Consider the following 23,543-nt stretch of genomic DNA (forward strand, 5'->3'; position numbering starts at 1 on the left):
AATGGCCTGTCTATTTAAAGGTAGACAGGCCATTGTGTGGAATCCCTTATTATCGCGCAAGTTCCATATCACCTACTAACACCTCATCCCTCACTTTCTTCCGTCTGAAATAGATGATTGAGAACACAACCGATATACAACCCAGCACGGCTGCCAACAGGATGGCCTGTTCAAAAAAGCCACCCCAGCTGGTCTCGACCAATCCGAGTTCGCGCACCAGCAATACACACACGCTTCCGAGGTATCCCACAGAATCGGCTACATACATCAGGAATCCGATATTACCCTTCACCTTGAAAGATGCCAGAAAACGCTCGAAAAAAATCGCATTAAACGGTATATACACCATGTATAACCCCAATCCCGTCATGACCATCCAGGTTACCCCACCGACCGCCTGTATCCGAAAGAGATACGTGAATATACCCGCTAAAAAGCAGCCCATAAAAAGCATCACATGAATATAGGTGAAAGCCTTGATGTTATTTTTAACGCAGATCAGTAAGCCCATGAGCGCGAGTACGACTAATGCAATGAGCGAATCGGTCTGCACATAGATCAGTGTCTCTGTTACGCCGATATCCGCCCAGATCTCTACTTCGAAGTTATCGCGTATATCCCGGAGCACACTGAATATCAAATATACGAAGACCACAACAACTAGTCCCGGCAAAAACATTTTCAAAAAAGCAATGCGCTCGCCATGTGTCATGGCTTTTCGTTCGTTGCGCAGCAGCTTATCTTTGGCATCTGGCGGCGGCATGGCCTCCAGCACCAGCGTGAAAACAAGCAGCGGAATGGCAAACAACAGGCCGGTAGCAAATGGCATCCATTGCTCCGTTACATGCAATTCTTCCATAAGAAATCGAGCCAGCGACTTAACGAATCCGGAAGCAAACACCAGACTCACACTCATGATTGCCGCCAAAAATTCCGTCGCACGACGACCCTCTAGGTACGAAAACACGATACCCCATATCATCCCTAAGGGCAAACCATTAATAAACATGCAGACGATGTTATACGGCGCCGGTATAAATGCAAATCCCAACAGCGCAAGCCAGGCAACGCCAATAAGCAGGAGCAATTTCGCACCACGCCTGTTTTGTCCAAGTTCGGAGACAAATTTAATCCCGTAGAACTTACTTAACATATACCCAAATACCTGAGCAATCACGAGCCAAACCTTGTAGTCCACTCCCCAGATAGGCAGCTCCGTAAATAAGGCCGCCGTAAATGCTTTTCGATACGCGTACATGCTGGTGTAGCATCCAAATGCAGCCAGCGCCAGCAGTATCATCTGTATGGTATACGAAGCGTTACCCAATCGCTGCATCAATACCTGAAACGGATACTTCATATTTAATACAATTGATCTGTTGTAACCGCAAGCAATACACTATCCAATATGGTCAAGGCCTGATCCAGCTCCATTTTCGAAATAACCAAGGGCGGATAGAGCGACAGTACATTCCCGTCAGACACTTTTAAACTAAGGCCCCTTTCCAGGCAGGCATACAGAACCAGCTCTGCGGCTGCGTTATTTTTTTCCTTCGTCTTTCGGTCCTTTACCAGCTCCACAGCCCACAATAGCCCCACACCCCTTACATCCCCTATAATCGCATAGTTGGCTTTTAGCTCTTCCAGCCGGCTTCCGAAATAGTCGCCCATGACATTCACATGCGCTAAGACGTCCTGTTCCTCCATATAATCAAGCGCGGCCAGAGCTGCTGCAGCCCCCAGCGGACTTTTTTCATGTGTAAAATGGCCCAAGGAAATCGAAGAGGCCACATTAAGCTCTTCGCGGCAGATTACCGCAGCGAGGGGCATGATACCTGCGCCCAAGCCCTTGCCCAATACCAGTATGTCCGGCTGTATATCCGCGTGCTGGTAGGCAAACATTTTCCCGGTCCGACCCATCCCGATCGGAATCTCATCGAGTACAAGCAGTACATTATATGTATCACAGATTTCGCGCACCCGCTTCCAGTATGCTTTAGAGTGAACATGTACAACTGTACTCCGCACCGTCTCCACCACGAGTACGCCAATATCTCCCTCCTTCTGGATCACATATTCCAAGTAATCGGCGTAGGCCATATCCCCATCCGCAGCTGCCCGATCATACCACATGCCCCTGTACGCGTCAACCGGGGGCACATGTACACTTCCCGACATCAGCGGCCCCAATCCCTGCTGAAAAACATACTCACCCCCAAGGGCAATACTATCCATAGATGCGCCATGAAACGAGTCGTACATCGCCAATGTCTTATACTTTCCGGTATAAAAGCGTGCTATCTTCAAGGCCATTCCGATTGCCGACGTTCCACCCGGTGCAAAAAGCACGCGCGTAAGGACATGGTCGGTTAAAGCGATCAGTCGCTCTGCCAATGCGATAGCCGGTCGATTTGTGAAGCGTCGCGGACAAAAAGCCAAAGTATCCAGTTGCGCTTTTACTCGCTCAATCACATAGCTATTGTTGTACCCCAGCTGGTGAACATTGTTTCCGTGAAAATCCAGATAAGGCTTCCCTTGCAAATTGTGGATGTAAACCCCTTCACTATGCTCCAGTACATCTAAGCAGGGTGAAGACAGCGCCTGATGCATAAAAAACTGCGCATCTCGTTCCAGCGCGGCCTGTGTATCCTCGTCGGTAATGCGTGCCGACCACCGCTTGCGTGCATCGCTCAGGTTGATATCCCCCTCGGTTTGTAAGTATTTTGGACTGCTCATTCAATTTGATCTATACGCTAAAATGTTTAACAATACTAAACAAAGTTTATTAACTAAAAGTCCGCTCCATGTTAAGAAATTATTAAAAAAGGGCAACTGAAAACAGCTGCCCTTTACCCAACGGAATGCGCCGCTGGTATGCCCTACTTCCAAAAGCAATTACTTCTTTAATACAAATTGATCAAAAACATTACCCCGGATATCGATGCCCTGGAAATGTAATTCCCCATTTACGATACGCACATATCCGTAATGGTGATCAAGAAATAATTTGTTGGTAAACCAGGATCTCCATGACGACGGTCTTTCCAATCCGCCACCGCAGCCACCCAGGGTCATGTAAATCGTTCCATTATCTAAGTTCACTTTATTGTCTCGCAAAGGCCAAGTCCGCTCGTATGTATGCACATGACCATAGAATACAAGATCCACGTTATATTTTTCATACAAAGGTGCTAGGTGCGCCAGTTTCGGGCTACCTAAAGTTGATTTCGCTACCCGTGTATTGCCATAATCGTCGTCATCCGAAGAATAAATAGGATGGTGGTGTGAAACAATCTTCCATTTAGCGGTAGATTTTGCCAGATCGGCTTCCAATTTCTTGTAGATTTCGGTGCCTTTTGAAACATCCTGATTCGAGTCGAACATAAAAAACTCTGTATTGCCATACACGAAACTGTAGCAACGTAATCCATCCGGATGGCCGAGGTAATTATGGTAATTCGGTGCGTCATTTTCATGGTTTCCAGGTACCGCGAACATGGCATATTTGCTCATAAATTGCTGGCCCTGCGGAAAGAATTGCCCTACCCAATTGCTCCTGTCGTGTCCATTATCGACCTGGTCTCCGCTGTGGATTGCAAAATTAGGTCTTTCCTTTTCCGCTATCTTCGCCATTTCGCCCCATACCGTAGGGTTAGGTACCCCTTGGGTGTCCGAGAAAACAGCAAAAGCAAATGGAGAGTCTGCACGTACCGCTGTTTTAAACGGATAAATCGGGCTCCGTAAGGTATCACCTGCTGTACTCACGCTCACCGCACGGTAAAAATACTCCGTTTCAGGCTCCAATCCATCCAAGTTTACGGTCTGCAAAAGCACGTTGTCCTTCCCCATCGCTTTTTTCGAAAGCGAAGGAGACTTCGCGTCAAACATCGCCTTACCATATTCCACAAAACCATTGGTTGGTGCGGAAGTTTCCCATTTAACGGTCATTTGGGTCTGGGTAGACCATTGCAAATACGGCTTCACGACGAAACTAGGACGTTCGGTCGCAAAAGCAAGTTGTTGGCATAGGATAATCAATCCGATGAAGTTGAATGTGTTTTTCATGTATTATTTATTTATTTTTAGCTTACTTATTGACGTGATAAAGTGACCTGAAAGTCACCTTTTCCTGTTTCCCCTGTTTCGGTATTTTCCCATCCCATGTAAAAAGACAGCGTCATGCTGTTTGCATTGACCTTTACATCGAGCTCATCAACCGGTGTCGTTCCCGATAGCGTGATCTTTGCCTGTTCCTCCGTACCCGATACGGACCAAGTGCTTTCGGTTGCGCTAAATACGATCGGACAGTCCTTTCCCAAAAAAGCTTTTGGATTACCGGATTCATCCATGGTAAATACCAGACGCATATCGCCAAAAACTTCCGCCGGTACTTCTGTTGGGGTGATGATCTGTACCGGCTTGGCCCAGGTACCGCTGATGCGGCCCGCCAGCAATTGCTCGGGATTCCCTACTGTTCCATTTATGAGATCTTTCTCGCAGGAACTGCCCCATAGCAACACGGTCAGCAGCAGTACGCGATTTAAAATATGTTTCATATGCCTAATCGATTAAAAATTACGTAATCAGTTCACTTTAAATAAGCGGAAGGGCACATTCGACTTCAATGTACTTCCTTCCAATCCCCATGTACCATCCATACGGATACCCATATGGCTCAGCACATTGACCGCCACGTCGGTAAGACCCACGGGGTAATAAGGGCGACGCTCCGTCGCCGGACCGACCAGTTCCGCATGGTTGTTTTTTCCGCTGTAATCCGTCAACACCGTGCCTCTTGCCTCATCCAGTTTTAGATAAAGGTTCAAAAAGGGCAATTGTGGATGGCTGCTTTTTTCAATGTGCTGCAGGTACATGTGGTCTTTAATAGTCTGTTGCGATAAGGCCGTCGACCATATACGGACTTCGTTAAACGAACCCGCCCAATTCGGCCCACCGTCATTATAGCCGCCCGTACCATCCTGTGAGAGGTAGATGTAATTAAATGGTGATGCCATCAGATCGGTCTCTTTATACGTCAGCGCTGCTCCGCCAACACGTTCCCCATCCTGGTACACAATACACTCTTTGGTTTTATCAAACGTGACGGCAATGTGATGCCATAGACCATCCTCGATCGACTTCGACGATCCGATATCATAACGTGCCCGTAGATTATTGGCAAAGTTGATCTTCCAAGACGAGCCACTCCGGCAGATTACAAATCCCGGATTGCCTCCCGAGCCCCAATCCTTATCGCCCATGATGACCGGGTCACTTGAATTTGCCCCCGCTTTGATCCACATCTCGATCGTAAATTTATCCATGCCCTGCAGCCTTGTACCGGCTATAGGAATGCGTCCGTAGGTACGTTCGCCGGCCGGCGCCTTGTTTATCGTCAGGAAATTATCGGCATTTTCCTTAGCGACCATATTTGCGGTCAGCAGTTCTTTGTTATCCAGATCTGCACCCGAGAATATCAGGGGTACCTTCAGTTCCGCTGCCGTACTGTTCATGGACAGACCGGTTTCCGAACCGCCATGTGTCGACACGACAAAAATAGCCCAGTTTTCACTCCCGTACGTCGCTCTGCTTTGTATCCCATCGACCAGTTGCGCGATATACGTATCCACCTGTTGGATGGCCAATACATAATCCGCTTTGCGCAGCTGGTAGCCCTGGAGCAAGCCAACTTCCTTGGGGCTGCTAAACTGTACGAATACCGCATCCGCTGCCTGTCCCGCCAGCACCTCTTTAGCCTGTTCGAATACCTTTTCATCCGATCCGTGGTTATATTTCAGGTCGGCGTCACTGTTTAATACCGTATTAATCTCCTGCTCGCGTAAAATAGAGGCGATACGGGTAGCCGGAAGCTGGCTTTTTATACGCTTCACCATCGAGGGGTACTGATCCAGTTTATTACCTGTAAAAGAGTTCGCTTGCCGTACACCATGCTTATCAACACCTACACCGGTCAATAAGGTTGACCAGCCCGTTGTCGAGTTAGCGGGCAGCCCACCATACCCTTCCTTACTGTAGGAAGCATCGGCAATCAATCTATCCAGACCGGGTGTGGTTGCGTAGTCTAGCGCGGTGTAGATCATACCGTCCACGCCTATCACCAATATTTTCTTCGTCTTTGCCGTTTGCGCAAACGAATATCCCGTTCCGATCATATAGAGCGCTATGGCCCAAAAAATCCATCTATAATTCATAACGATTATTTAAAAAGCTTGATAACATAACTTCCCGGTCTGCCCAGCACAAAATTCATATTCTCGGTAACGTAAGTGGTATTGACCATACCCCCCACCTCTTCTATGATCTGCCAGGAGCAGTAGGTCTCGGCAGATTTCACCGGAAAATTTACTTTCCAGATTTCGCCTTCGGGGGTATCGTTTACGAACGTACCCTTAAATCCTGAAGCCCTATTGGTCGTAAAATCAATGCGGTCGCCTGGCAAGGGCATACCATTTAAGTGTGCCACAAAGCGGATCTGGTTTGGCGCATCCGCCACGCGCTCAATTTCGGGCGCCTTCGTCATTCCAGTAGACCAACGCGCCACTTCATATTCTTTAAATTCGACAACTACCGCGTCCTGTAGCAAGGTGCTGCCCGAGGAGTTGGATACGCGGATATCAAAGTGGTATTCGCCAGCCGGAATACGGTTTCCTTCCAGGATTTCAACTTTCCCTGTAAATGGGTTTAGCGATACCGCCGGCTTCATGACGGTATCCGTCTTCAGGCGTAGTTCCTCTTCCGATTCGCCACCGACGATAGGTGCTTTATAAGTAACGACCGGGATTTCCTCATTAAATGAAGTTGTTTCGTGACCATTGGTCTCCCATACGTTGACCACTTCAAAGTTCAGTGGCAGCGTCGAGCTAGAAGACAAGAAATCGCCGATGTTCTGCTCCATACCGGATATAGCGTACTGCTTTCTGTTCTTGTACCGCACGTCGGGTGCTATACTTCCCAAACCCGGCACTTCTGTACATCCTATCGGTAGTAATGCTGTACCCATGATAAAAAGGATAAAATTTAGCGTCAGCTTTTGCATTTGAAATTTCATTAGACTGTAAGTTGCTTTTTTGTTAATTAAATCCGAAAACATGCGTATCTGCGACCAGTACATGCACTGTCCCCGTAGTCGTTGCCACATCCGTGACGACAACCTTTGCGGGCGAATAAAACTCCAGGGTCGCAGGCGGATTGAGGTTCACCGAATAGATGATGTAGGCAGCACCCATATTGACATTTCCGAGGTAATCTTCCCGCACCAAATTGAAGCGTGCCTTCTTCCCACTCATCGCCGTCGAATAGGAGTACACCGTCGAAAGCTTTGACCGCATAATCTGCTCGTTCGGAATGATGTAATCGGCAATATATCCTGCCATTTCTGCCATATCTTCGGCCGGTATGGCTTCCAGTGTCTTAGGTCTATTTTCCGGATCTGGATATTTCAGTAACAGGTAATTGTATATCGAATAATTTTGCGGTGCAAAAAAGGTACTGCCTTTGCGGTTTACCAGTTCCTCCAGCTTATTCAATTTAATCAATGTCGTTAACGTGTCGAATAGCGCCGGTTGGCTTTCCAGGTAACTCATTGTTGTACCTTCGTGTACCCCTGTCTGCTCGTCCAAAAGTCCGCCGTCGTTGTAATATGCATCATCGCATCCCGATAACAGGATACCGATGCAACAACATAGGGAGAGAAATAATTTCATAGCCTTATTTTTTGTGATTATTGATTAAACTGCCAGTAGTACGTCTGTTCCATATTCGGATTGTTGGCAAAGGCCTCGTCGCTTACGGGGAAGAAGCCAGCGCCTTCCTTCTCAGCCTGCTCGCTGACGAAAGGGTTGAATTCATGCAAGCGCCCCAGGCGTACCAGATCATATACCCTGTGGTACTCGCCTATCAGTTCGCGCCGGCGTTCGGCCAGGATCTCTTCGATTAGCAACGGCTGATCTTCCCGTGTAAAGCGCGGGATATCTGCGCGCTCCCTTATCAGGTTGAGATAATTAACAGCATCGCCAAGGCGGTTCAAGCGGGCGTCCGCTTCCGCTTTAAGCAGCAACAGATCCGCATACCGGAAAATCGGTACAGGCGAATCCATCCGGTTGTAGGAACGATCCTTCGCCTTTCTAAACTTGGCAAACATAATCTGGCGTTCGCCATTTTGTAAAGGATCATCAAAGATCGGACGCAGCTCGCTTGCGCTACCCGAAAAATCAATGCTTTGAAAAAACTCGGCTACCCGTTTATCCGAACCATCACGGGCGTAATCCGGGAATATCTCCAGAATTTTTGACTTCGGCACGGCTAACGACAGGTCCGAACGGTCGGTATACGGGTTTGTCAGGTAATAGGTCAGGATATGACCGTAGTAATCTGAAAACTCGCCAAACTGATTATCGTAATATAGCTGAAATACCACCTCGTTTGATTCCCCTTTATCAAAGAGGTTTCTAAATTCCGAAATCGGGGCCAACCCAAATTGCTTAGAATCGATGATCAGTTGTAATTTATCCGATGCCATGTCGTATTCCTTCAGCCACATGTAGGCGTGGGCCTGTAAAGCCAGTGCGGCGCCCTTAGTACCTCGCGAACTAGACAACTTACGCGTCATGCCCTTATATTCCCAAGGAAGATCCGGAAGCGCCATTTCCACCTCATCCACCACCATCTTCATCACCTCGTCCAGCGGCTCGCGCCCAAGTGGAGTTACATTACGTGCCTGTAAATTGACCGGTACATCACCCCATATGCGTGCCGCATAAAAGTGCGACATGGCCCTGAGAAAACGAGTTTCTGCGAGCAGTTCTGCTTTTCTATTGTCGGCAAAGCCCTCGTTGATCTCCGGCACGCGTTCCAATACAAGGTTACACTGCTCGATGGCGCGGTAAAAAAGACGCCAATTCGTCATCGGTTCTAGCTGCGTGCGGGCAATCAAGCGGTTTTCAAAACCTGCCTGCCAATCGCCGTCGTTATTCGGCGTGATCCAGTCGCCCGAACGGGCATCGCCCCAGAAATAATAATCACCCCAGGCCCCGTTGCGTGTGGTGGATGGGGTATCGTCTTTAGTCAGACCAGACAGTCCACGCCGGAAGATAGAGAATGCTGCTGCAACCGCTCCTTCCGCATCGCTGGCCTTTTGCCAGGCCTGGTCTTCGGTAACCGTATTAATTGGAAGCTCGTCTAGCCAGTCCTTACAGCTTGAAAGCGACAGGATCAAAACAGCTAGCGTTGCTAAAAGAATATTGTTCTTCATACCTGTATTGTTATTTGTATACATAAACCATCAATTTTTTAAAGTCCCAGGGAAAGGCCGAATAATACCATGCGCCGCATCGGGTAGCCACCCGAGTTATCAAACCCGTCGAGCGTAACCAATTCAGCATCCGGACCGCTGTAACGCTGGAAAGTCACCAGATTATCTACAGTGCAGTACAGGCGTACCCTATCAAACGGAATCCGTTTCAGCAGTGGTTTTGGCAACGTATAGGCCAAGGTTGCCGATTTGATCTTGAAATAAGATCCATCTTCCACATATTCCGAGTCGTAATCCACGATCTGAGAAGCATCACTCCATGGGTTTAGGGTCGGATAGCGGGCCTGGTCACCGCTTTTTTCCCAGATCGAATAGCGGTCGAAATCAGGTAGCGAAGTCGTTCCGGCGAAGTCCTTTCCAAATCGTAACCTATCCAGAAGTTCGGTATTGACAATGTCGCGGCCAATGACAAACGTAGACACCACATTAAACGAGAAGCCCTTATAATAAAAGTCGTTTGTCCAGCCCCCGGTCCATTTTGGGTTAGGGTCTCCCGCCAATACCCGGTCGTCCACGTCGATGCTAAAGTCATTGTTCTGATCTTTGAAATTTCGGTCACCGACGGCAAGCTTTTTGTTCTGCAGACCGATTAGGCGTCTGCCGGTTTTGGCATCGACCGGAATTTCGTTTTCACTTTGATAGATCCCTTGGGATTCGTAGAAAAAGAATCCGTTAAGCGGTGCACCGGAGCGCACGATCGAACCAAAATCCTGACCCGATGTACTGATCTTGATGATATCCGCATTTCCATCAGGAAGGGCTACCACGCGGTTTTTGTTGTATGCAAAATTAAGTCCCATATTCCAACTGAAATCCCTCATCGACCTCATGTTCGTGTTTAAGGTGAATTCCACCCCGCGATTCAGCACATCTGCCGCATTGCGATACACCTCATTATATCCCGACGTCGTCGGCAATGCGGTTGTCAACAGAAGCCCTTTCGTCAACTTCTCGTACACATCCACCACTACTTCTACCTTGTTATTAAAGAGGGACAGGTCCATTCCGATGTTGCCCATTTGGCTTTTCACCCAGGTGAGGTCTTCATTCTTAAAACCGTCATACCAGGTCGGTGTAAAACCGGCAATACCGCCGTATGTAATCTGCAAGAGGGATTGATACTGATCCAGCGAGCCGCCGTTCATGACGCCCAAGGCCAGGTAATTCTCATCCCAAGTGGTACCCGACAGACCGTAACTACCCCGTATCTTACCGTTGTTCAACCATTCCCAATCCGCAAATAAGCTTTCTTTGTTGAAGTTCCAACCTGCCGATACCGACGGGAAAAGCCCCCAGCGGTTAGCCTGTCCAAATTTTGAGGATCCATCCGTCCGGATAGAAGCCCCCAATAGGTATTTCTGATTAAAGGAATAATCCACCCGGCTGAAATACGACAGCAAGGTATTTGCGCCGTAGTTGCTCGTTCCGATATCGTTTTCTCCGGGCCATTTCACGTTGTTGGATAACAAGGGCGCACTGGCTACGCTGCTCACGTTGGTCACCTTTGATTCCATCTTTTCGGCACTCTGCCCTACCAAGATGCTTAGGCTATGGCCATCGCCAAAGCGGGGCGTATAATTAAGGGTATTTTGAAACAGCAGGTTTCGGTTCTCCCCTACACCGCTCTCATTCGTACCCCATAAGGTGCGGCGGGATTGGCTGAATGCGTCTCTCATGGCCCGCGTATATTCCAGGCTCAAACTCACCTTATACATCAGGTCGTTTAAAATCTTCCAAGATACGTCCGAACTGAAGCGGATACGGTCGTTTACGTTGGCATTCTTACCCAGTCCATACACTTCTGTACCGGCCACCATCGGATTGGTGGGCAAAGGCATTAAGGACGAAAAATTAGTAGACAGATTTCCAGGATTCCGTGTTTGATCCGTACGCGAAAGCGCTAAGGTATTGTTGATCACCAGTGCGTTGTTTAACGCGTTAAAGGTGGTATTGGTCATTGTACTATACCGTTTAAAGCCCGTATTAAATAAAATCCCTTCGTTATCCAGGTAGCCTAGACTTACGCTATACTGGCCAAAATCACCCGCACCGCGTACCGAGGCATTGTAATCCTGCGTTACGGCCGTATTGTACAGGTAATCCTGCCAATCGGATGAATTGTTGTAAAATGGATTGGTTACATCGGTGTACATGCTCGGCATGGCCACACCATAAGGTGCATAAAGCGCATAGAGGTGGGCCACTTGCTCCCGCTCCTTCTGCCCCCCTGCTACATCCAGCAAGCGCGGCACAAAATTAATACCTGTACGGCTGTTGATATTGATCTGCGGTTTGCCCCTTTTCCCTTTCTTGGTCGTAATTAAGATCACCCCGTTGGCCGCCCGTGAACCATATATGGCCGCAGCATAGGCATCCTTCAGTACCGTTACCTCCTCGATGTCGCTTGGGTTAAGATCCGCAAGTACATTGGTGCTGGTCACCGCAAATTCATCGCTCGTACGGGAAATGATTGGCACACCGTCTACCACATACAAGGGCTCCGATATGGCCGAGCCGTCGTCGCGGCTTACCGCAGCCAACCCACGGATTATCACATTGGGCGTAGCTCCCGGTTCACCGGAATTCAGCTGGATATTCACCCCCGCCACGCGGCCCTGCATCATCGATTCAAACGACTCGGCCACCTGGTTCTCCGTTATCTCTTCCATTTTAAGCGTGGACACCGCTCCCGTTAGTTCCTTTCGCGTCTGCGAACCGTAGCCAACCACCACGACATCGTCGATTCGGGATTGGTTTTCCTCCAGTTCGATCAGCAGCCTGTCCGTGGACGCATATACGCGTTCCGTAGCTTTAAAGCCCACCGAGCTCGTGACGATGATATCGCCTTGCTGAAGTCTCAGGGTAAACACCCCTGCATCATCTGTTTTCGCACTGCGCGTCGTACCTTTTACCTTGACGGTAACGCCCGCAATGGCGTTCCCCTGCTGATCCACGACCTTCCCTGACTTTACACCTTGCGCCATGAGGAGTACGGGAATTGTCATCATCAAGAAAAGAAAATACGTACCTTTTATTATTGCCTTCATTTGCATCTCTATTACATTCGTGTTTAACACCGTTGGTTATCTGTTATTTAGACCAGTACTTATTTTGTTCGAGTCCGTTCGTTCGTATGCTCTGTGCCGATAAGGGCCAGTAGGCCGCTCCTAGCGTTATATCGCTTTCCGTATAAGAAGGGAGAAACTGTCTGATCTTATCGAATCGGATCAGGTCAAAGAAACGCTGCCCCGACCCCATCAGTATTCGCTGCCGCTCACGCAGCAGGGCATCGGCGAATGTACCCGCAGTTAACAGCGCATAGTTTTCCGTAGCACCTATAGCCGCTGTCGTCAGATGCGATTTGGCTGTCTCCAGCTGTCCGGCGCGCCACGCCGCTTCCGCCATCAACAGGCTGATCTCCTTGGTCGAGTAGAGCAGCAGCATGTTCTGTTCTTCAATAATTAAGGAAGCCGTCGTTCCCGCTTCCGGGATGGTAAACATCGACCGTCGCGTATCCCCTACGGGATAGATAGCATCCAGCTTTTCCTTGGTTATAGTTATGGGGTTGCCCGTGTAGGGCTGCTGCGTGATATCGGGATCGCTATCCTTTCCCAGAGACAGGCCCAAGTTGGAAAGGCTGTCTGCACCTTGACCTTCAAAAACAGCGGTCAATCCGTCATACGCTTCCTGGCCTTTGCCCAACCACAGCTGTTGATGGGCCAGTAATAAACATACCGCCGTCTTGTTAAACCGCACCTCCGTTAAGGCTGTACTCACTATACCATCGTCGTTTAACAGGAGACGTGGCAATAAAGGTTTTGCTTCTGCCGCCCACTGTACACAGCGTGTCAGCACCTCTTGCTGGGTCAGCAACTTACCGCGATCCGTGGCCTCCGCAGAAGGCACCGTTCCCCAGATACGGGTCAGGTAGAAGTATGCCATGGACTTCAGTGCCAGCGCTTCGCCACGGTACAGGTTATATTGGTAGCTGCTCAACATTTCCCCTTTTGCGGAGCCTAATTTTTCCAGCAAATAATTCGCATCCTGTATGGCATCATAAAAGTAGCCCCAGTCTGTGAGCTGCCTCAATGGTAAGGTACCGTTCGTTAATCGCTGTGCCGCCATATCATCCATAAAATCTACTTCTAGGGTCAAATCACCGGCACGGCCTTCGCCGTACATCAACCAGGCATGGTTATGCAGCAGCGCCCGTCGCATATCCACATAGATGCCGACTACGGCCTGCTCGAGTTTCTGTGGCGAGTCGTAATAGTCAGTCGCTATGGTTCTATTCTCCACTTCGTCAATGGTGAGGTAATCCTCACAGGAAGAGAATATGAACAGTAACAAGGCTACGAGCGCACACCATGTTATAGGCTTTATTTTATTCATCACCGTATTTTTTATGTCGTTTATCTGGAGGAGGACCGTATTCCGGATACCGCAATCTCCTATTAAATTGATTCTCATATCGTGTATTAAAAAGTAAGTTTGATGCCCAAAACCACCGACGCCGGCAAGGCTGTGCCCGTGTAGCCGAGGTCGGCTTTACGGATACCCGTTATATTTTCCGCTGGGTTAAGTCCAGAGTAGCTAGAAAGCGTCCATAAGTTTTCGCCTGTCAAGGTCAGTGCGGCATCCCTAATTTTCCATTTCTGCAGGTAATCGCCAAATTGGTAGGAAACACCAACTCTGCCCAAGCGCACAAAATCAACGGATTCTATGTGCTGGATTCCCTGGTAACCGAAACCCGCGTTGCCGAGGTCGTTCCTAAAATAAAACGCCGTTTCACCGCTCGCCATGGGAAATCCGGCCTGTAACTGCTCTGCCACATACGCACTTTCGTATGATTCCAGCACCGCATCGGCACCCAGGCTATAGGTCAGCGTAAAACCGACGGCGATCTTTCCAAAACGCAAATCATTTGTAAAGCCACCAAACAGCTCCGGTTGGCTATTGCCTATGATGCGACTTTGGCTACCTTCATAAGCCATGAGCGAACTGATCCGATCTCCGGTCGTTAAAGCCGAAAGGTGGGCTAAGCTGGTTTGCTGCAGGTCCGCAGGAAGCTCCGTTACGCTATTTCGGTAGGCTGCAATATTCAGATTGCTGCCCCAGGAAAATGCACGACTACGTACCCACTGCCCCTGCACGTTCATTTCCAGTCCATGCAACTGCAGTGCCGCACCCGTTTCAAAGGTGTAGTCTAACCCCTGGATGTTCGGTAGGTAGCGCATGTAGGTAAAATCGCGGTACCGCTTATTGAAATACCCCAGGTCCATGCGCAGGTAAGACTGTATATCCACATCAACCTTTGCATTAAATTGATAAATCTCCACACTTTTTGCATCGGTAAAAGGTGCATAACGCTGCGTAATGCCAAGCTTATTGCCGCCGTAGTAATCTCCCAGACCTATGAGCTCTCCGCGATATTGTTCCGGTCCCGACCGTTGCCCGGTCTTACCGTATCCGACTTTAAGTCGAGCCGGCAGATCCGTATCTTCGCGCAGGTCGTAGGCGAGGCTTAGTGCGGGATAAAATGCCCACTTATCTTGGTACAGCGAGCTGCCATCTGCACGGGCGACCATATGTAGAAAGAGCTTCTGTTTATAATCCCAGTTGAGTGTACCGTAGAAGGAAAGCAACTTCTCCCGTTCGCTGTCGGAATAGGCCCTGGCCTGATTCGCGTTGTATCCTGTAACCACCTTCACATAGTCTGACCCGCCACTTTCCAAACCTTTCATGCCGTCCACGGCGGTTATGCGGTGGTCGGAATTAATAAACTGATTTCCGACGGTGACCTTTAGGTTCAGTATGTCTGAAAAACGATGCTGATAGTTCAGGCTCGTGTTTACGCTCACTATCTGCCGTTTGAAGGCCTCGCTACCTGCCATCACTTGTCCATCCAAGATATTAGACGGAATATACAGGTTCCTGCCGGCGGTTTCGTAAGATAGGCCAGCCACCGAGCGTACATCAAACCTAGGCGAAAAACGATAGTGGAGATCCATTGATGAAAGCAGGCCGACATTTTTATTATCGTCCATGAAAAAACTTTCGTCTGCTACTTCCGTACCCGATAGGTCGCGGTTGTACTGCCCTGCATACCGTCCGTTTCTATCGGCAAGCGCGAGGTTACTGTAAAACTGTATGGAAAACGGTTCGGCAATGTTATATTTCGCATTCACGAACAAATTCTGCCGCTGGAAACCCGCGTCCTTTATTGCGCCAGAAGCCATATAGTTATTCATTCCGAACAGGTATGACCCGTAATCGCCACCGCCATCCACCGAAATATGCTGCCGCTGAATGAGCGACTGTTTTGCATATACTGCAGCACGCGACGCCGAATGGTAATTGTAGAAGGCATCCTTTTCGGCATCGAACCCGGGTACATAATCTACCCCTGCAGCAGCTTGGGCGCGCACATGAAGTGGACCCGAAGTACCTTGTTTAATAATGAGGTTGATCGCACCATTCGGCGCCTGTACACCCAATGCAGCCAGCTGATCGATGTCTTTGATGATCTCTACGCGCTCGATCTGTTCGGCGCTGTAATACGTCAGTGGATTGATACCGGTCACCGCAGAGGGATTCGCGATGATGGGCACCCCGTTTACCATAAAAAGAGGCATGGTCGACTCATCGGTCGTGTTAAGATGTAGACCACGCAAATTAATGATCGACTGGCTCCCCGCTGTACCCGTCCAACTTTTAACCTGCAACCCAGCGGCCTGGCCCTGCAATAGATTTTCCAGACCAGCTGTGTTTGTTGCAGGCAGACTATCGAGTACTAAAATCTCCTGCGCGTGGATGCTCTGCAGCCCGGCGAACGAAGCAAATACAGCCACGGTAAATTTCCAAACATCTTTCGGTAATAATTTCATATGTATATTAATTGACTTTTAATGTTCATAGCATTCAGCAAGACCAAAGTCTGTACATTTGTCGCGCTGAAATGTTAAGCAATATTAAACATTGTTTATTAATACAATACTATCCCGAAATTAAGTTATCATTAAGTACAGCAGTGTGCAGCACGCGAAAGCATTGACTAACACGATCCAATTCCACGCTTGACCAAGGGGAAATACAAGTACATGAGTTATACAGGTGTTTTATTAACGAACTTGCTGTTGACAAAAGCTTAGAGGGGTAAAGCTGCAACAATTCGATTAAATCGTGAGGAGAGTGATAACACAGAATTTAAACAATACTATCTGTATATGAACTATACTATAGCATTACAATAGCGAATAAGTTTCGGGAAGTCATTTTAGATGAAACGTGGATCGCAAATACCAATTGCACCGTTTGTCATATCCCTTCCGCCATCATCTCCAAACACATTCTGCCATTATGGTAAGGGCATTTCCAAAAACCAGCCTTGTCGTCCTGATCATTAGCCGATCCATCCTCCAGACGGCTCCAGTACCATTCGCCATTTTCTTTATCCACAATATGCTGCTGGATGTAACCCCACAACGCTTCTGCCCGTTGTTTCGAGGTATTGTCTTCCAATATCGTTGCCATGTACTGATAACCCACTACGGCTTCAGCCTGCACCCACCAGTGTCGCTCTCTGTCCAAGTGGCCGTTTTTAAATTCATAGGCCATACTTCCATCAGGTAGTATGCCTTCTGCAGCTGCCTCGGCAATCTTGCCGATCATCAGACGAACCTCATCTTGGAGTTCAACATTACCCAGTACCGTTACTGCTTCCCACAACAACCAGGCAGCTTCGATATCATGTCCATAAGAAATCACGTCGCCTTTGGTGTTCCATTCACGATCAAAGAACAACTGCAAATGTCCCGTTTCCGTGTTCAAGATCTGATTCAGAAATACACGAATCAAGTCGTGCTGAGCAACGAGCAAACGTTCATCTGGCCACACCCGGATCAAGTTTGTATACGCTTCGAGGATATGTAAATGCGTATTCATAGTCTTGGCTTCATTTTCATCCTTTTCACTCAAGCGCATATCCGCTATAGGTTGCCAATCTTCCGTAAAAGCTTCCCAATATCCACCCAATTTTTCATCCTTACACGTCTCTATGGCATGGAACAAAGCGATCGCCAAATCCAGTGCTTCCTCCTCACCTGTCGCCCTGTAATATTCCGAAAAAGCATAGAGTGCAAAACCCTGCGCATAAGTTTGTTTCTTACGATTTACCGGCTTTCCCAGGTAATCCACTTCCCAAAATACCCCGCCCTGCTGTAGATCCAGAAAATATTTTTTGATGTACACGAAGGCACGTTTGGCCATGCTGAGATATCGTTTTTCCTGCAATACCCGATAAGCCGCCGAGAAAGTCCAAAGCACCCTGGCATTCATCACTGCACCCTTATTCGCCTTAGGCAACAGCTGGTTTTTCCCATCGATAGCGCCGTAAAACCCGTCATGTTCCTCATCCACCATCTTTTCTTCCCAAAAGCGTAGGATATTATTCTCCAGTTCTTTTTTAAATCCGTCCATCAATACTATATATTATTTACGTGTTATCGCCTAAATCCTTCTTTTTTCCAATTCTATAGTGATATCCAGCATCTTCTTCTCACTCAATGGATAAAGACTGATGAACAACACGGATAACACGGTACCAATCGCGGGGAAAAAGCTCAGGAACATACGTATTCCAGATAATGTTTCGGCACTCTGCACCTGGTTAGCCTGAAAACCGTAGTAGCCCAATAGCCATCCCGTTACCGCGGTACCAAAAGCCCAACCCAATTTCTGGCTCATCGACGACGAGCTAAAGATCAAGCCCGTAGCACGGTTTCCGGTCCGCAATTCCGAATAATCCGCACAGTCGGCATACATAGACCACAACAACGGAAAAATTGCCCCTGCACAAATGCTTATCAAGACCTGAAGTACGAAAATCAGGAGCAGCTCATCACGTTCTAACCAATAAAAAGAGATACTCGCTGCCGTCGCAATTAGCATTGCCCCCATATAGGTATTCTTCTTGCCAATCTTATTACTTAGCGGAGCTGCCGCAACCACACCGATAATGTTGGCGGCCTGCCCTAAGGCTAAATATAGACCGCTTAAAACAAAGGGAATATTGAGCAGCACGATATTGTCGAATTGGTCTTCACGTACATAATACTTGAAGTAATACAGGGTCGCTCCATCCCTAATTGAATTAAATACCAGCGCAGCTACACCTGCTCCCAACAGGATCCACCAAGGCCTATTGTTCAGTAGATCACGAATATCCTGTTTAAGTGTCGAACTCGTCGACGCGATAGGAATCACCCGTTCTTTCGTCCAATAGAAGCACAACAAAAACAGTAAGACCGAAAAAACAGCAATGACCGTAGCTGCCATAAACCATCCGTGCTGCTGATCGGTTATGTTCTGACTATTTTTGCTAAAATAGTTTACCAATGGATTGAACAGTAATAACGTCACAAAGCTTCCGATATAGGCAAAAGTCATCCTGAATGTGGCCAGCACATTGCGAACCTTTGGGGATGGGCTCATTACGCCCAATAATGAAGCATAAGGTACGTTAATTGCAGAGTATACCATCATCATTAACGAATACGTGAGATACGCATACACCATCTTCCCTACACAATCTAATGCGGGCGTAAAAAACGTAAACGCACCGATTACACCAAAAGGGATCGCGACATACAAAATATAAGGTCTAAACTTGCCCCATTTCGTCCGTGTGCGGTCGGCGAAAGCCCCCACAATAGGATCAAATAAAGAATCCCAAACCCGTGTGATCAAAAACATCGTACCTACAGCTTTTGCCTCCATGCCGAAGATATCGGTATAAAAAAACATTAAATACATACCAAACAGCTTCCAGAACATAGAAGATGCAGCATCTCCTAAGCCGTAACCGACTTTCTCCCGAAGGGTAACTTTATCTGATTTCAATTCCATAACAGGGGCTAAATTGACGCCTAAATTAATGATTTAAATTCTTTGAAATAATACGAGATAGCACATCTACAGATACCGCCGACCGAAAACCGTCTTCAGCAGTGTTTAAGCAGTAGTCCAAGAGCCTATCAACAGAAGAAACAGCTACATGCATACGTGTATCGCTTGATGCGTAATAGATAAAGACGGTTCCATCGTCATCCGCAATCCACCCGTTTGTAAACAATACATTCGAAACGTCCCCTACACGCTCTTCGCCCTGCGGAGCCATTAAATGTCCGGCCGGTTCAGCGATCAACCTGTCGGGTTGATTGCGATCGGTCAAGAACACATACAGGACGTAACGAAGCCCCGCCGCACAGGCGCGGACACCATGTGCCAGATGCAACCAACCTTTTTCGGTTTTAATGGGCGCTGGTCCCTGTCCATTTTTCAACTCTTTGATCGTATGATATTGGCGCGAATTCACAATTTTTTCCTCCAGAACGATGGCTTTTTCCATACTATCCACTACCGTCCAACCGATTCCCCCTCCGCTTCCCGCGTCGATGAAACCATCTTGCGGACGTGTGTACAATGCATATTTTCCGCCTACAAATTCCGGATGCAGGACCACATTCCGCTGCTGACTTGTTGACTGTAAATCGGGTAAGCGTTCCCATGTCTTTAAATCTTTTGTTCGTACAATACCCGCAGCGGCAACAGCAGACGATAAATCGCCGGGCGCAGCGTTAGGGTCTTTGCGTTCCGTACAAAAAACACCATAAATCCAACCGTCTTCATGCTGGGTAAGGCGCATATCATATACATTCGTATCCGGAGTCTCCGTTTCAGGAATAACGATGGGGTAATCCCAGAATCGAAAACCGTCAACTCCATTCGAGCTCTCTGCAATGGCAAAGAATGATTTTCTATCATTGCCTTCCACTCTGACTACCAAAATGTACTTCCCTTGCCACTTGATGGCACCTGCATTGAATGTACCGTTAATGCCAAAACGCTCCATCAAGTAGGGGTTACTCATTTCATCGAGATCAAAACGCCAGTGTAAAGGAGTATGATCTGCCGTTACTACCGGATTGATATACCGCTCGTAGATGCCATTTCCCGGCAACACCGCCTCATTCTTTTTATTCAACAATTGCTCATAAGCCTCCTTTACGGCGGCCAACCGGTTCTCAAATTTGCTATTCATTTCTTTTGCCAATGTATTTATGTGGTCTATGTGACTTGTGTTTTCTAATGTTAAAATAAGTGCACGGTAAATTTTGCCAATTGTTCGCGCCAAAATGCCCACTCGTGTCCGGCCGGTGCTTCGTCACTTTGATAGGCTATCCCTTCCTTGTCCAAGGCCTTTAAAAAATTCAAATGACCTTGGTAACGTGGATCTTTGGTTCCACAGCTCGTCCACAGGATCTTGATGAGCCCATTTATCTCTCGTTTTTTATACTCCCATTCCGGCACGTATTCCGAAAGATTTAACTTCTCATCGCTTAGCAGCCCCGAGCTGAACTGACCGATGTAGTTAAACTTATCCATATTTCGCAGCCCGATCACGAAAGCCTGTCCACCGCCCATCGATAAGCCGGCGATAGCCCTTCCTTTTTTGGATTTATGTACGTGAAACCGCTCTTCTACCAGCGGAATCACATCATTAAGCAGTTCATGTTCCAAGATGTCCATCCCTTCTTTTGAACTCCCTCCCGCCCAAGAACCGTCTGTATGTCCGTTGGTCATGACCACCAACATGGGTTTCGCCTTACGCTCTGCAAGGAGATTGTCAAGCACATCCGCTACGCGTCCGTCACGTATCCAGCTCCCCTCATCGTCTCCACCACCATGCCGCAGGTATAAAACCGGAAAAGCCTCCCCCTCTTCGTTATATCCGGGTGGCACGTAGACATATACCGTTCTATTCTTTTGTAGCGTTGTTGCACGATAGCGCAGTATACGTACCTCACCATGTGGCACATCTTTGGTCTGGTCAAAAAGAGGGGCTCCTCCTCTGGTCTCGAGGATATTTCCATATATAGAGGTACCATGCTTAACCCGAGGATTTTCTAAATCCAACATCGTGAGTCCATCCACTTTAAAATGGTATTGATATATACCGGGGGATAGGGAATCCACGACAACAGACCAGATACCCTGCTCGTCCTTCTTCATTTTCCATTCCTGAATATCCCAATCGCCTAATTCGACGAAAACGGTCTTTGCATGAGGCGCCTTAAGACGAAACGTTACCTTTCCATCTTTCCCGACCTGCGGCGAAAAAGTAGTCGTACTCGGATTCCACCATCCATCCGTGCTGAAATTGCTTCCGCCGATAGTTTGCGCGGTGACAGCGCACAGGCAGAACATCAACAGTAAACTCGTTAATATTATTTTTATAGATTTCATATCCAAAGCATTAAATAGGCCAAACATAGGTTGCAATAGCTCCGGCAGCTAAAGAAAGATTAACAAAACGCCCCCTGTACTGAATCTTTACACTCCGGTCAGTAAACGAACTGTTTGCTACAATGAGGACAATCTTTCCCTCAGGTGTCTTAAATGCAACATTTGGCAATACATTGCCCTGCGCGATGTGAGTCGTCCTTGTAATTTCAGCATTTTCCTCATCTGTCGTTAAATTGACCACCCCATCAAACGGGCCATTCGATTGGATGCGCACAGAACCCGTAGGAACGAATTTAGAAGCTTGCGCTATAACATGAAAAGCTACATTTTTGGAGACCGCGTCGCCATCAAGTGTAAGTGCACCTTGACAGATAGAACAGCCCCCATTATCGGTATGTGGATCATTATGAGGATCTGCAGCAAGATTCCATAAAATCAGGTTCTTACTCCAATTGCGCATCGTCCCAATCACCAAACGTTCTACTTGATAGGCAATATTCATGATGGGCACATCAGTGTTCTGGGTAACCATCTGCTCTGTAAAATAAATATTCTTATCCGGTCGTGCCTGATGAACGAGGGACATGGTACTTATATCGCCACCGTAATGATGAAACCCCGATCCATCCACATACCTGTCCAGTTCCATATCATTTAATAAAGCCAAAGGATAATCCGGCCGGTCGCAGTTATGATCAAAAAGCACAATCTTTGTTTCCGGTACGTTTTTGTAAAAAAGAGGCCCTAAGTGATCCCTCAAAAACACACGCATCTCGGGTACTGTAATAGGCATACTAGGTGTGTTTCTTGAATTCAGCGGCTCATTTTGTACCGTAATAGCATCGATCACAATCCCCTCCTTTTTCATTTCCTGCACATAACGCAGTAGGTATTTTGCATATACCGCATAGTATTCCGGTTTTAGCGAACCTCCCTGCACCTTTCCGTTGGTTTTCATCCATGTCGGTGCCGACCACGGGGAAGCCATTATTTTTAGCGTAGGATTAATGGCTAAAATTTCCTTTAGCACGGGGATGATATCATCGTAATCATGTCCCAAACTAAATTTTCTCAACGCTACATCCGTTTCACCATCCTTTAAATCGTTATAGGAATACACAAACCGATTGAGGTCAGAAGCGCCGATACTTAAGCGGAGGTAATTGATCGAAACATCATTCGTTCCTTTGCCGAATAACTCTTTTAATAAAGCAGAACGCGACGATGGGCTCATCTCATGAAGCAGCTCTGCGCTTCCCCCCGTCAACGCAAAACCAAAGCCATCAATCTCCTGAAATGTTTGCCGTTCGTCTACTACAATTGGAAAATGTCTGCCGTCATTTTTCCCAAAGAGCTGAATAGGCTGCTCTTCCAGAAGTGCCGAACCGTCAGCTTTCGTAATCCAGCTTCTTACGCCAGGTTGCTGCGCAAAACCAGAAGACAGCCATACTAGGGCTAGCAAATGGAGCAAGACAGGCAGTATATTCCATATTTTCATGCTATCATTATTTGAATGTTATACAAGGTCTATTATCTATAAAAGTGGCTAGTTATAACCCATTACAAAGATAGCGGTGGGTGCAAATCAAGACTAGTATTATTTTATCCGTTAATAATGCAAATCATACAAAAAACACCTTAAAAGCACGATAGAACATCTTTTTAGATGTACTATTTTATCCTTCCTTCTGCTGTTGCCCGCTGTCAACTCGTATATGCATAAAGGAAAACTTTCATGATCCACTGAATCACCAACAGGCATGAAAATTCTTGATGGCCTTTGGGAATAGACACTTTCAGAAAAAAAGGAAGGGCAACGTACATTACCCCTCCTTTTTTGTTTGCTGAAATCACTACATCACTATGGATATACCAAATTTGGATAGTGGTAATGGAAATCATTGGT

16 protein-coding genes are annotated in these 23,543 nt (G+C 47.5%); all 16 read right to left on the reverse strand.

Annotated elements, in window-relative coordinates; translation table 11 throughout:
* Positions 1-49: 49 nt before the first annotated feature.
* Positions 50-1,360, reverse strand: a complete 1,311-nt coding sequence (locus C4F40_RS09120) for a DUF5690 family protein (protein WP_196939009.1) — start codon at positions 1,358-1,360, stop codon at positions 50-52.
* 2 nt (positions 1,361-1,362) lie between these two features.
* Positions 1,363-2,736: a (R)-1-hydroxy-2-aminoethylphosphonate ammonia-lyase gene (gene pbfA, locus C4F40_RS09125; protein ID WP_196939010.1), complete on the reverse strand. Its 1,374-nt coding sequence runs from the start codon at positions 2,734-2,736 to the stop codon at positions 1,363-1,365.
* 159 nt (positions 2,737-2,895) lie between these two features.
* Entirely contained in the window at positions 2,896-4,065 is a 1,170-nt protein-coding gene (locus tag C4F40_RS09130) for a purple acid phosphatase family protein (protein ID WP_196939011.1), read from the reverse strand.
* 26 nt (positions 4,066-4,091) lie between these two features.
* On the reverse strand, positions 4,092-4,556 hold the full coding sequence (locus C4F40_RS09135) for a hypothetical protein (protein ID WP_196939012.1): 465 nt from the start codon (positions 4,554-4,556) through the stop codon (positions 4,092-4,094).
* Between the two features lie 27 nt (positions 4,557-4,583).
* Positions 4,584-6,212, reverse strand: a complete 1,629-nt coding sequence (locus C4F40_RS09140; RefSeq protein WP_196939013.1) for a LamG-like jellyroll fold domain-containing protein — start codon at positions 6,210-6,212, stop codon at positions 4,584-4,586.
* A 5-nt stretch (positions 6,213-6,217) separates the two neighbouring features.
* Complete coding sequence (locus tag C4F40_RS09145; protein ID WP_196939014.1) at positions 6,218-7,069, reverse strand: DUF5007 domain-containing protein; 852 nt, start codon at positions 7,067-7,069, stop codon at positions 6,218-6,220.
* A 22-nt stretch (positions 7,070-7,091) separates the two neighbouring features.
* The gene (locus C4F40_RS09150) at positions 7,092-7,724 is read right to left on the reverse strand and encodes a fasciclin domain-containing protein (protein ID WP_196939015.1); all 633 of its coding nucleotides are present in this window, start codon (positions 7,722-7,724) and stop codon (positions 7,092-7,094) included.
* 17 nt (positions 7,725-7,741) lie between these two features.
* Positions 7,742-9,271, reverse strand: a complete 1,530-nt coding sequence (locus C4F40_RS09155) for a RagB/SusD family nutrient uptake outer membrane protein (RefSeq protein ID WP_196939016.1) — start codon at positions 9,269-9,271, stop codon at positions 7,742-7,744.
* Positions 9,272-9,309: 38 nt separating this feature from the next.
* The gene (locus C4F40_RS09160; RefSeq protein WP_196939017.1) at positions 9,310-12,378 is read right to left on the reverse strand and encodes a SusC/RagA family TonB-linked outer membrane protein; all 3,069 of its coding nucleotides are present in this window, start codon (positions 12,376-12,378) and stop codon (positions 9,310-9,312) included.
* Positions 12,379-12,421: 43 nt separating this feature from the next.
* Complete coding sequence (locus C4F40_RS09165; protein ID WP_196939018.1) at positions 12,422-13,723, reverse strand: RagB/SusD family nutrient uptake outer membrane protein; 1,302 nt, start codon at positions 13,721-13,723, stop codon at positions 12,422-12,424.
* Positions 13,724-13,809: 86 nt separating this feature from the next.
* On the reverse strand, positions 13,810-16,218 hold the full coding sequence (locus C4F40_RS09170; RefSeq protein WP_196939019.1) for a TonB-dependent receptor plug domain-containing protein: 2,409 nt from the start codon (positions 16,216-16,218) through the stop codon (positions 13,810-13,812).
* A 430-nt stretch (positions 16,219-16,648) separates the two neighbouring features.
* Positions 16,649-17,809 (reverse strand): AGE family epimerase/isomerase, encoded by a 1,161-nt coding sequence (locus C4F40_RS09175; RefSeq protein WP_196939020.1) that lies wholly within the window; start codon positions 17,807-17,809, stop codon positions 16,649-16,651.
* Between the two features lie 30 nt (positions 17,810-17,839).
* Positions 17,840-19,237 carry an MFS transporter gene (locus tag C4F40_RS09180; RefSeq protein ID WP_196939021.1) on the reverse strand — a complete coding sequence of 466 codons (1,398 nt, stop codon included), beginning with the start codon at positions 19,235-19,237 and terminating at the stop codon, positions 17,840-17,842.
* Between the two features lie 25 nt (positions 19,238-19,262).
* Complete coding sequence (locus tag C4F40_RS09185) at positions 19,263-20,432, reverse strand: glycoside hydrolase family 130 protein (RefSeq protein WP_196939022.1); 1,170 nt, start codon at positions 20,430-20,432, stop codon at positions 19,263-19,265.
* A gap of 50 nt (positions 20,433-20,482) precedes the next feature.
* On the reverse strand, positions 20,483-21,637 hold the full coding sequence (locus tag C4F40_RS09190) for an esterase (protein WP_196939023.1): 1,155 nt from the start codon (positions 21,635-21,637) through the stop codon (positions 20,483-20,485).
* A gap of 10 nt (positions 21,638-21,647) precedes the next feature.
* Positions 21,648-23,135 (reverse strand): glycoside hydrolase family 30 protein, encoded by a 1,488-nt coding sequence (locus C4F40_RS09195; protein WP_196939024.1) that lies wholly within the window; start codon positions 23,133-23,135, stop codon positions 21,648-21,650.
* Positions 23,136-23,543: the final 408 nt, after the last annotated feature.

The sequence above is a fragment of the Sphingobacterium pedocola genome (assembly GCF_015209965.1).
Taxonomy (GTDB): Bacteria; Bacteroidota; Bacteroidia; order Sphingobacteriales; family Sphingobacteriaceae; genus Sphingobacterium; species Sphingobacterium pedocola.

What these genes read in the sequence shown, in the direction of transcription:
- C4F40_RS09120 (WP_196939009.1), bottom strand. Translation starts at nt 1,360, where the DNA reads ATGAAGTATCCGTTTCAGGTATTGATGCAGCGATTGGGTAACGCTTCG.
- pbfA (WP_196939010.1), bottom strand. Translation starts at nt 2,736, where the DNA reads ATGAGCAGTCCAAAATACTTACAAACCGAGGGGGATATCAACCTGAGC.
- C4F40_RS09130 (WP_196939011.1), bottom strand. Translation starts at nt 4,065, where the DNA reads ATGAAAAACACATTCAACTTCATCGGATTGATTATCCTATGCCAACAA.
- C4F40_RS09135 (WP_196939012.1), bottom strand. Translation starts at nt 4,556, where the DNA reads ATGAAACATATTTTAAATCGCGTACTGCTGCTGACCGTGTTGCTATGG.
- C4F40_RS09140 (WP_196939013.1), bottom strand. Translation starts at nt 6,212, where the DNA reads ATGAATTATAGATGGATTTTTTGGGCCATAGCGCTCTATATGATCGGA.
- C4F40_RS09145 (WP_196939014.1), bottom strand. Translation starts at nt 7,069, where the DNA reads ATGAAATTTCAAATGCAAAAGCTGACGCTAAATTTTATCCTTTTTATC.
- C4F40_RS09150 (WP_196939015.1), bottom strand. Translation starts at nt 7,724, where the DNA reads ATGAAATTATTTCTCTCCCTATGTTGTTGCATCGGTATCCTGTTATCG.
- C4F40_RS09155 (WP_196939016.1), bottom strand. Translation starts at nt 9,271, where the DNA reads ATGAAGAACAATATTCTTTTAGCAACGCTAGCTGTTTTGATCCTGTCG.
- C4F40_RS09160 (WP_196939017.1), bottom strand. Translation starts at nt 12,378, where the DNA reads ATGAAGGCAATAATAAAAGGTACGTATTTTCTTTTCTTGATGATGACA.
- C4F40_RS09165 (WP_196939018.1), bottom strand. Translation starts at nt 13,723, where the DNA reads ATGAATAAAATAAAGCCTATAACATGGTGTGCGCTCGTAGCCTTGTTA.
- C4F40_RS09170 (WP_196939019.1), bottom strand. Translation starts at nt 16,218, where the DNA reads ATGAAATTATTACCGAAAGATGTTTGGAAATTTACCGTGGCTGTATTT.
- C4F40_RS09175 (WP_196939020.1), bottom strand. Translation starts at nt 17,809, where the DNA reads ATGGACGGATTTAAAAAAGAACTGGAGAATAATATCCTACGCTTTTGG.
- C4F40_RS09180 (WP_196939021.1), bottom strand. Translation starts at nt 19,237, where the DNA reads ATGGAATTGAAATCAGATAAAGTTACCCTTCGGGAGAAAGTCGGTTAC.
- C4F40_RS09185 (WP_196939022.1), bottom strand. Translation starts at nt 20,432, where the DNA reads ATGAATAGCAAATTTGAGAACCGGTTGGCCGCCGTAAAGGAGGCTTAT.
- C4F40_RS09190 (WP_196939023.1), bottom strand. Translation starts at nt 21,637, where the DNA reads ATGAAATCTATAAAAATAATATTAACGAGTTTACTGTTGATGTTCTGC.
- C4F40_RS09195 (WP_196939024.1), bottom strand. Translation starts at nt 23,135, where the DNA reads ATGAAAATATGGAATATACTGCCTGTCTTGCTCCATTTGCTAGCCCTA.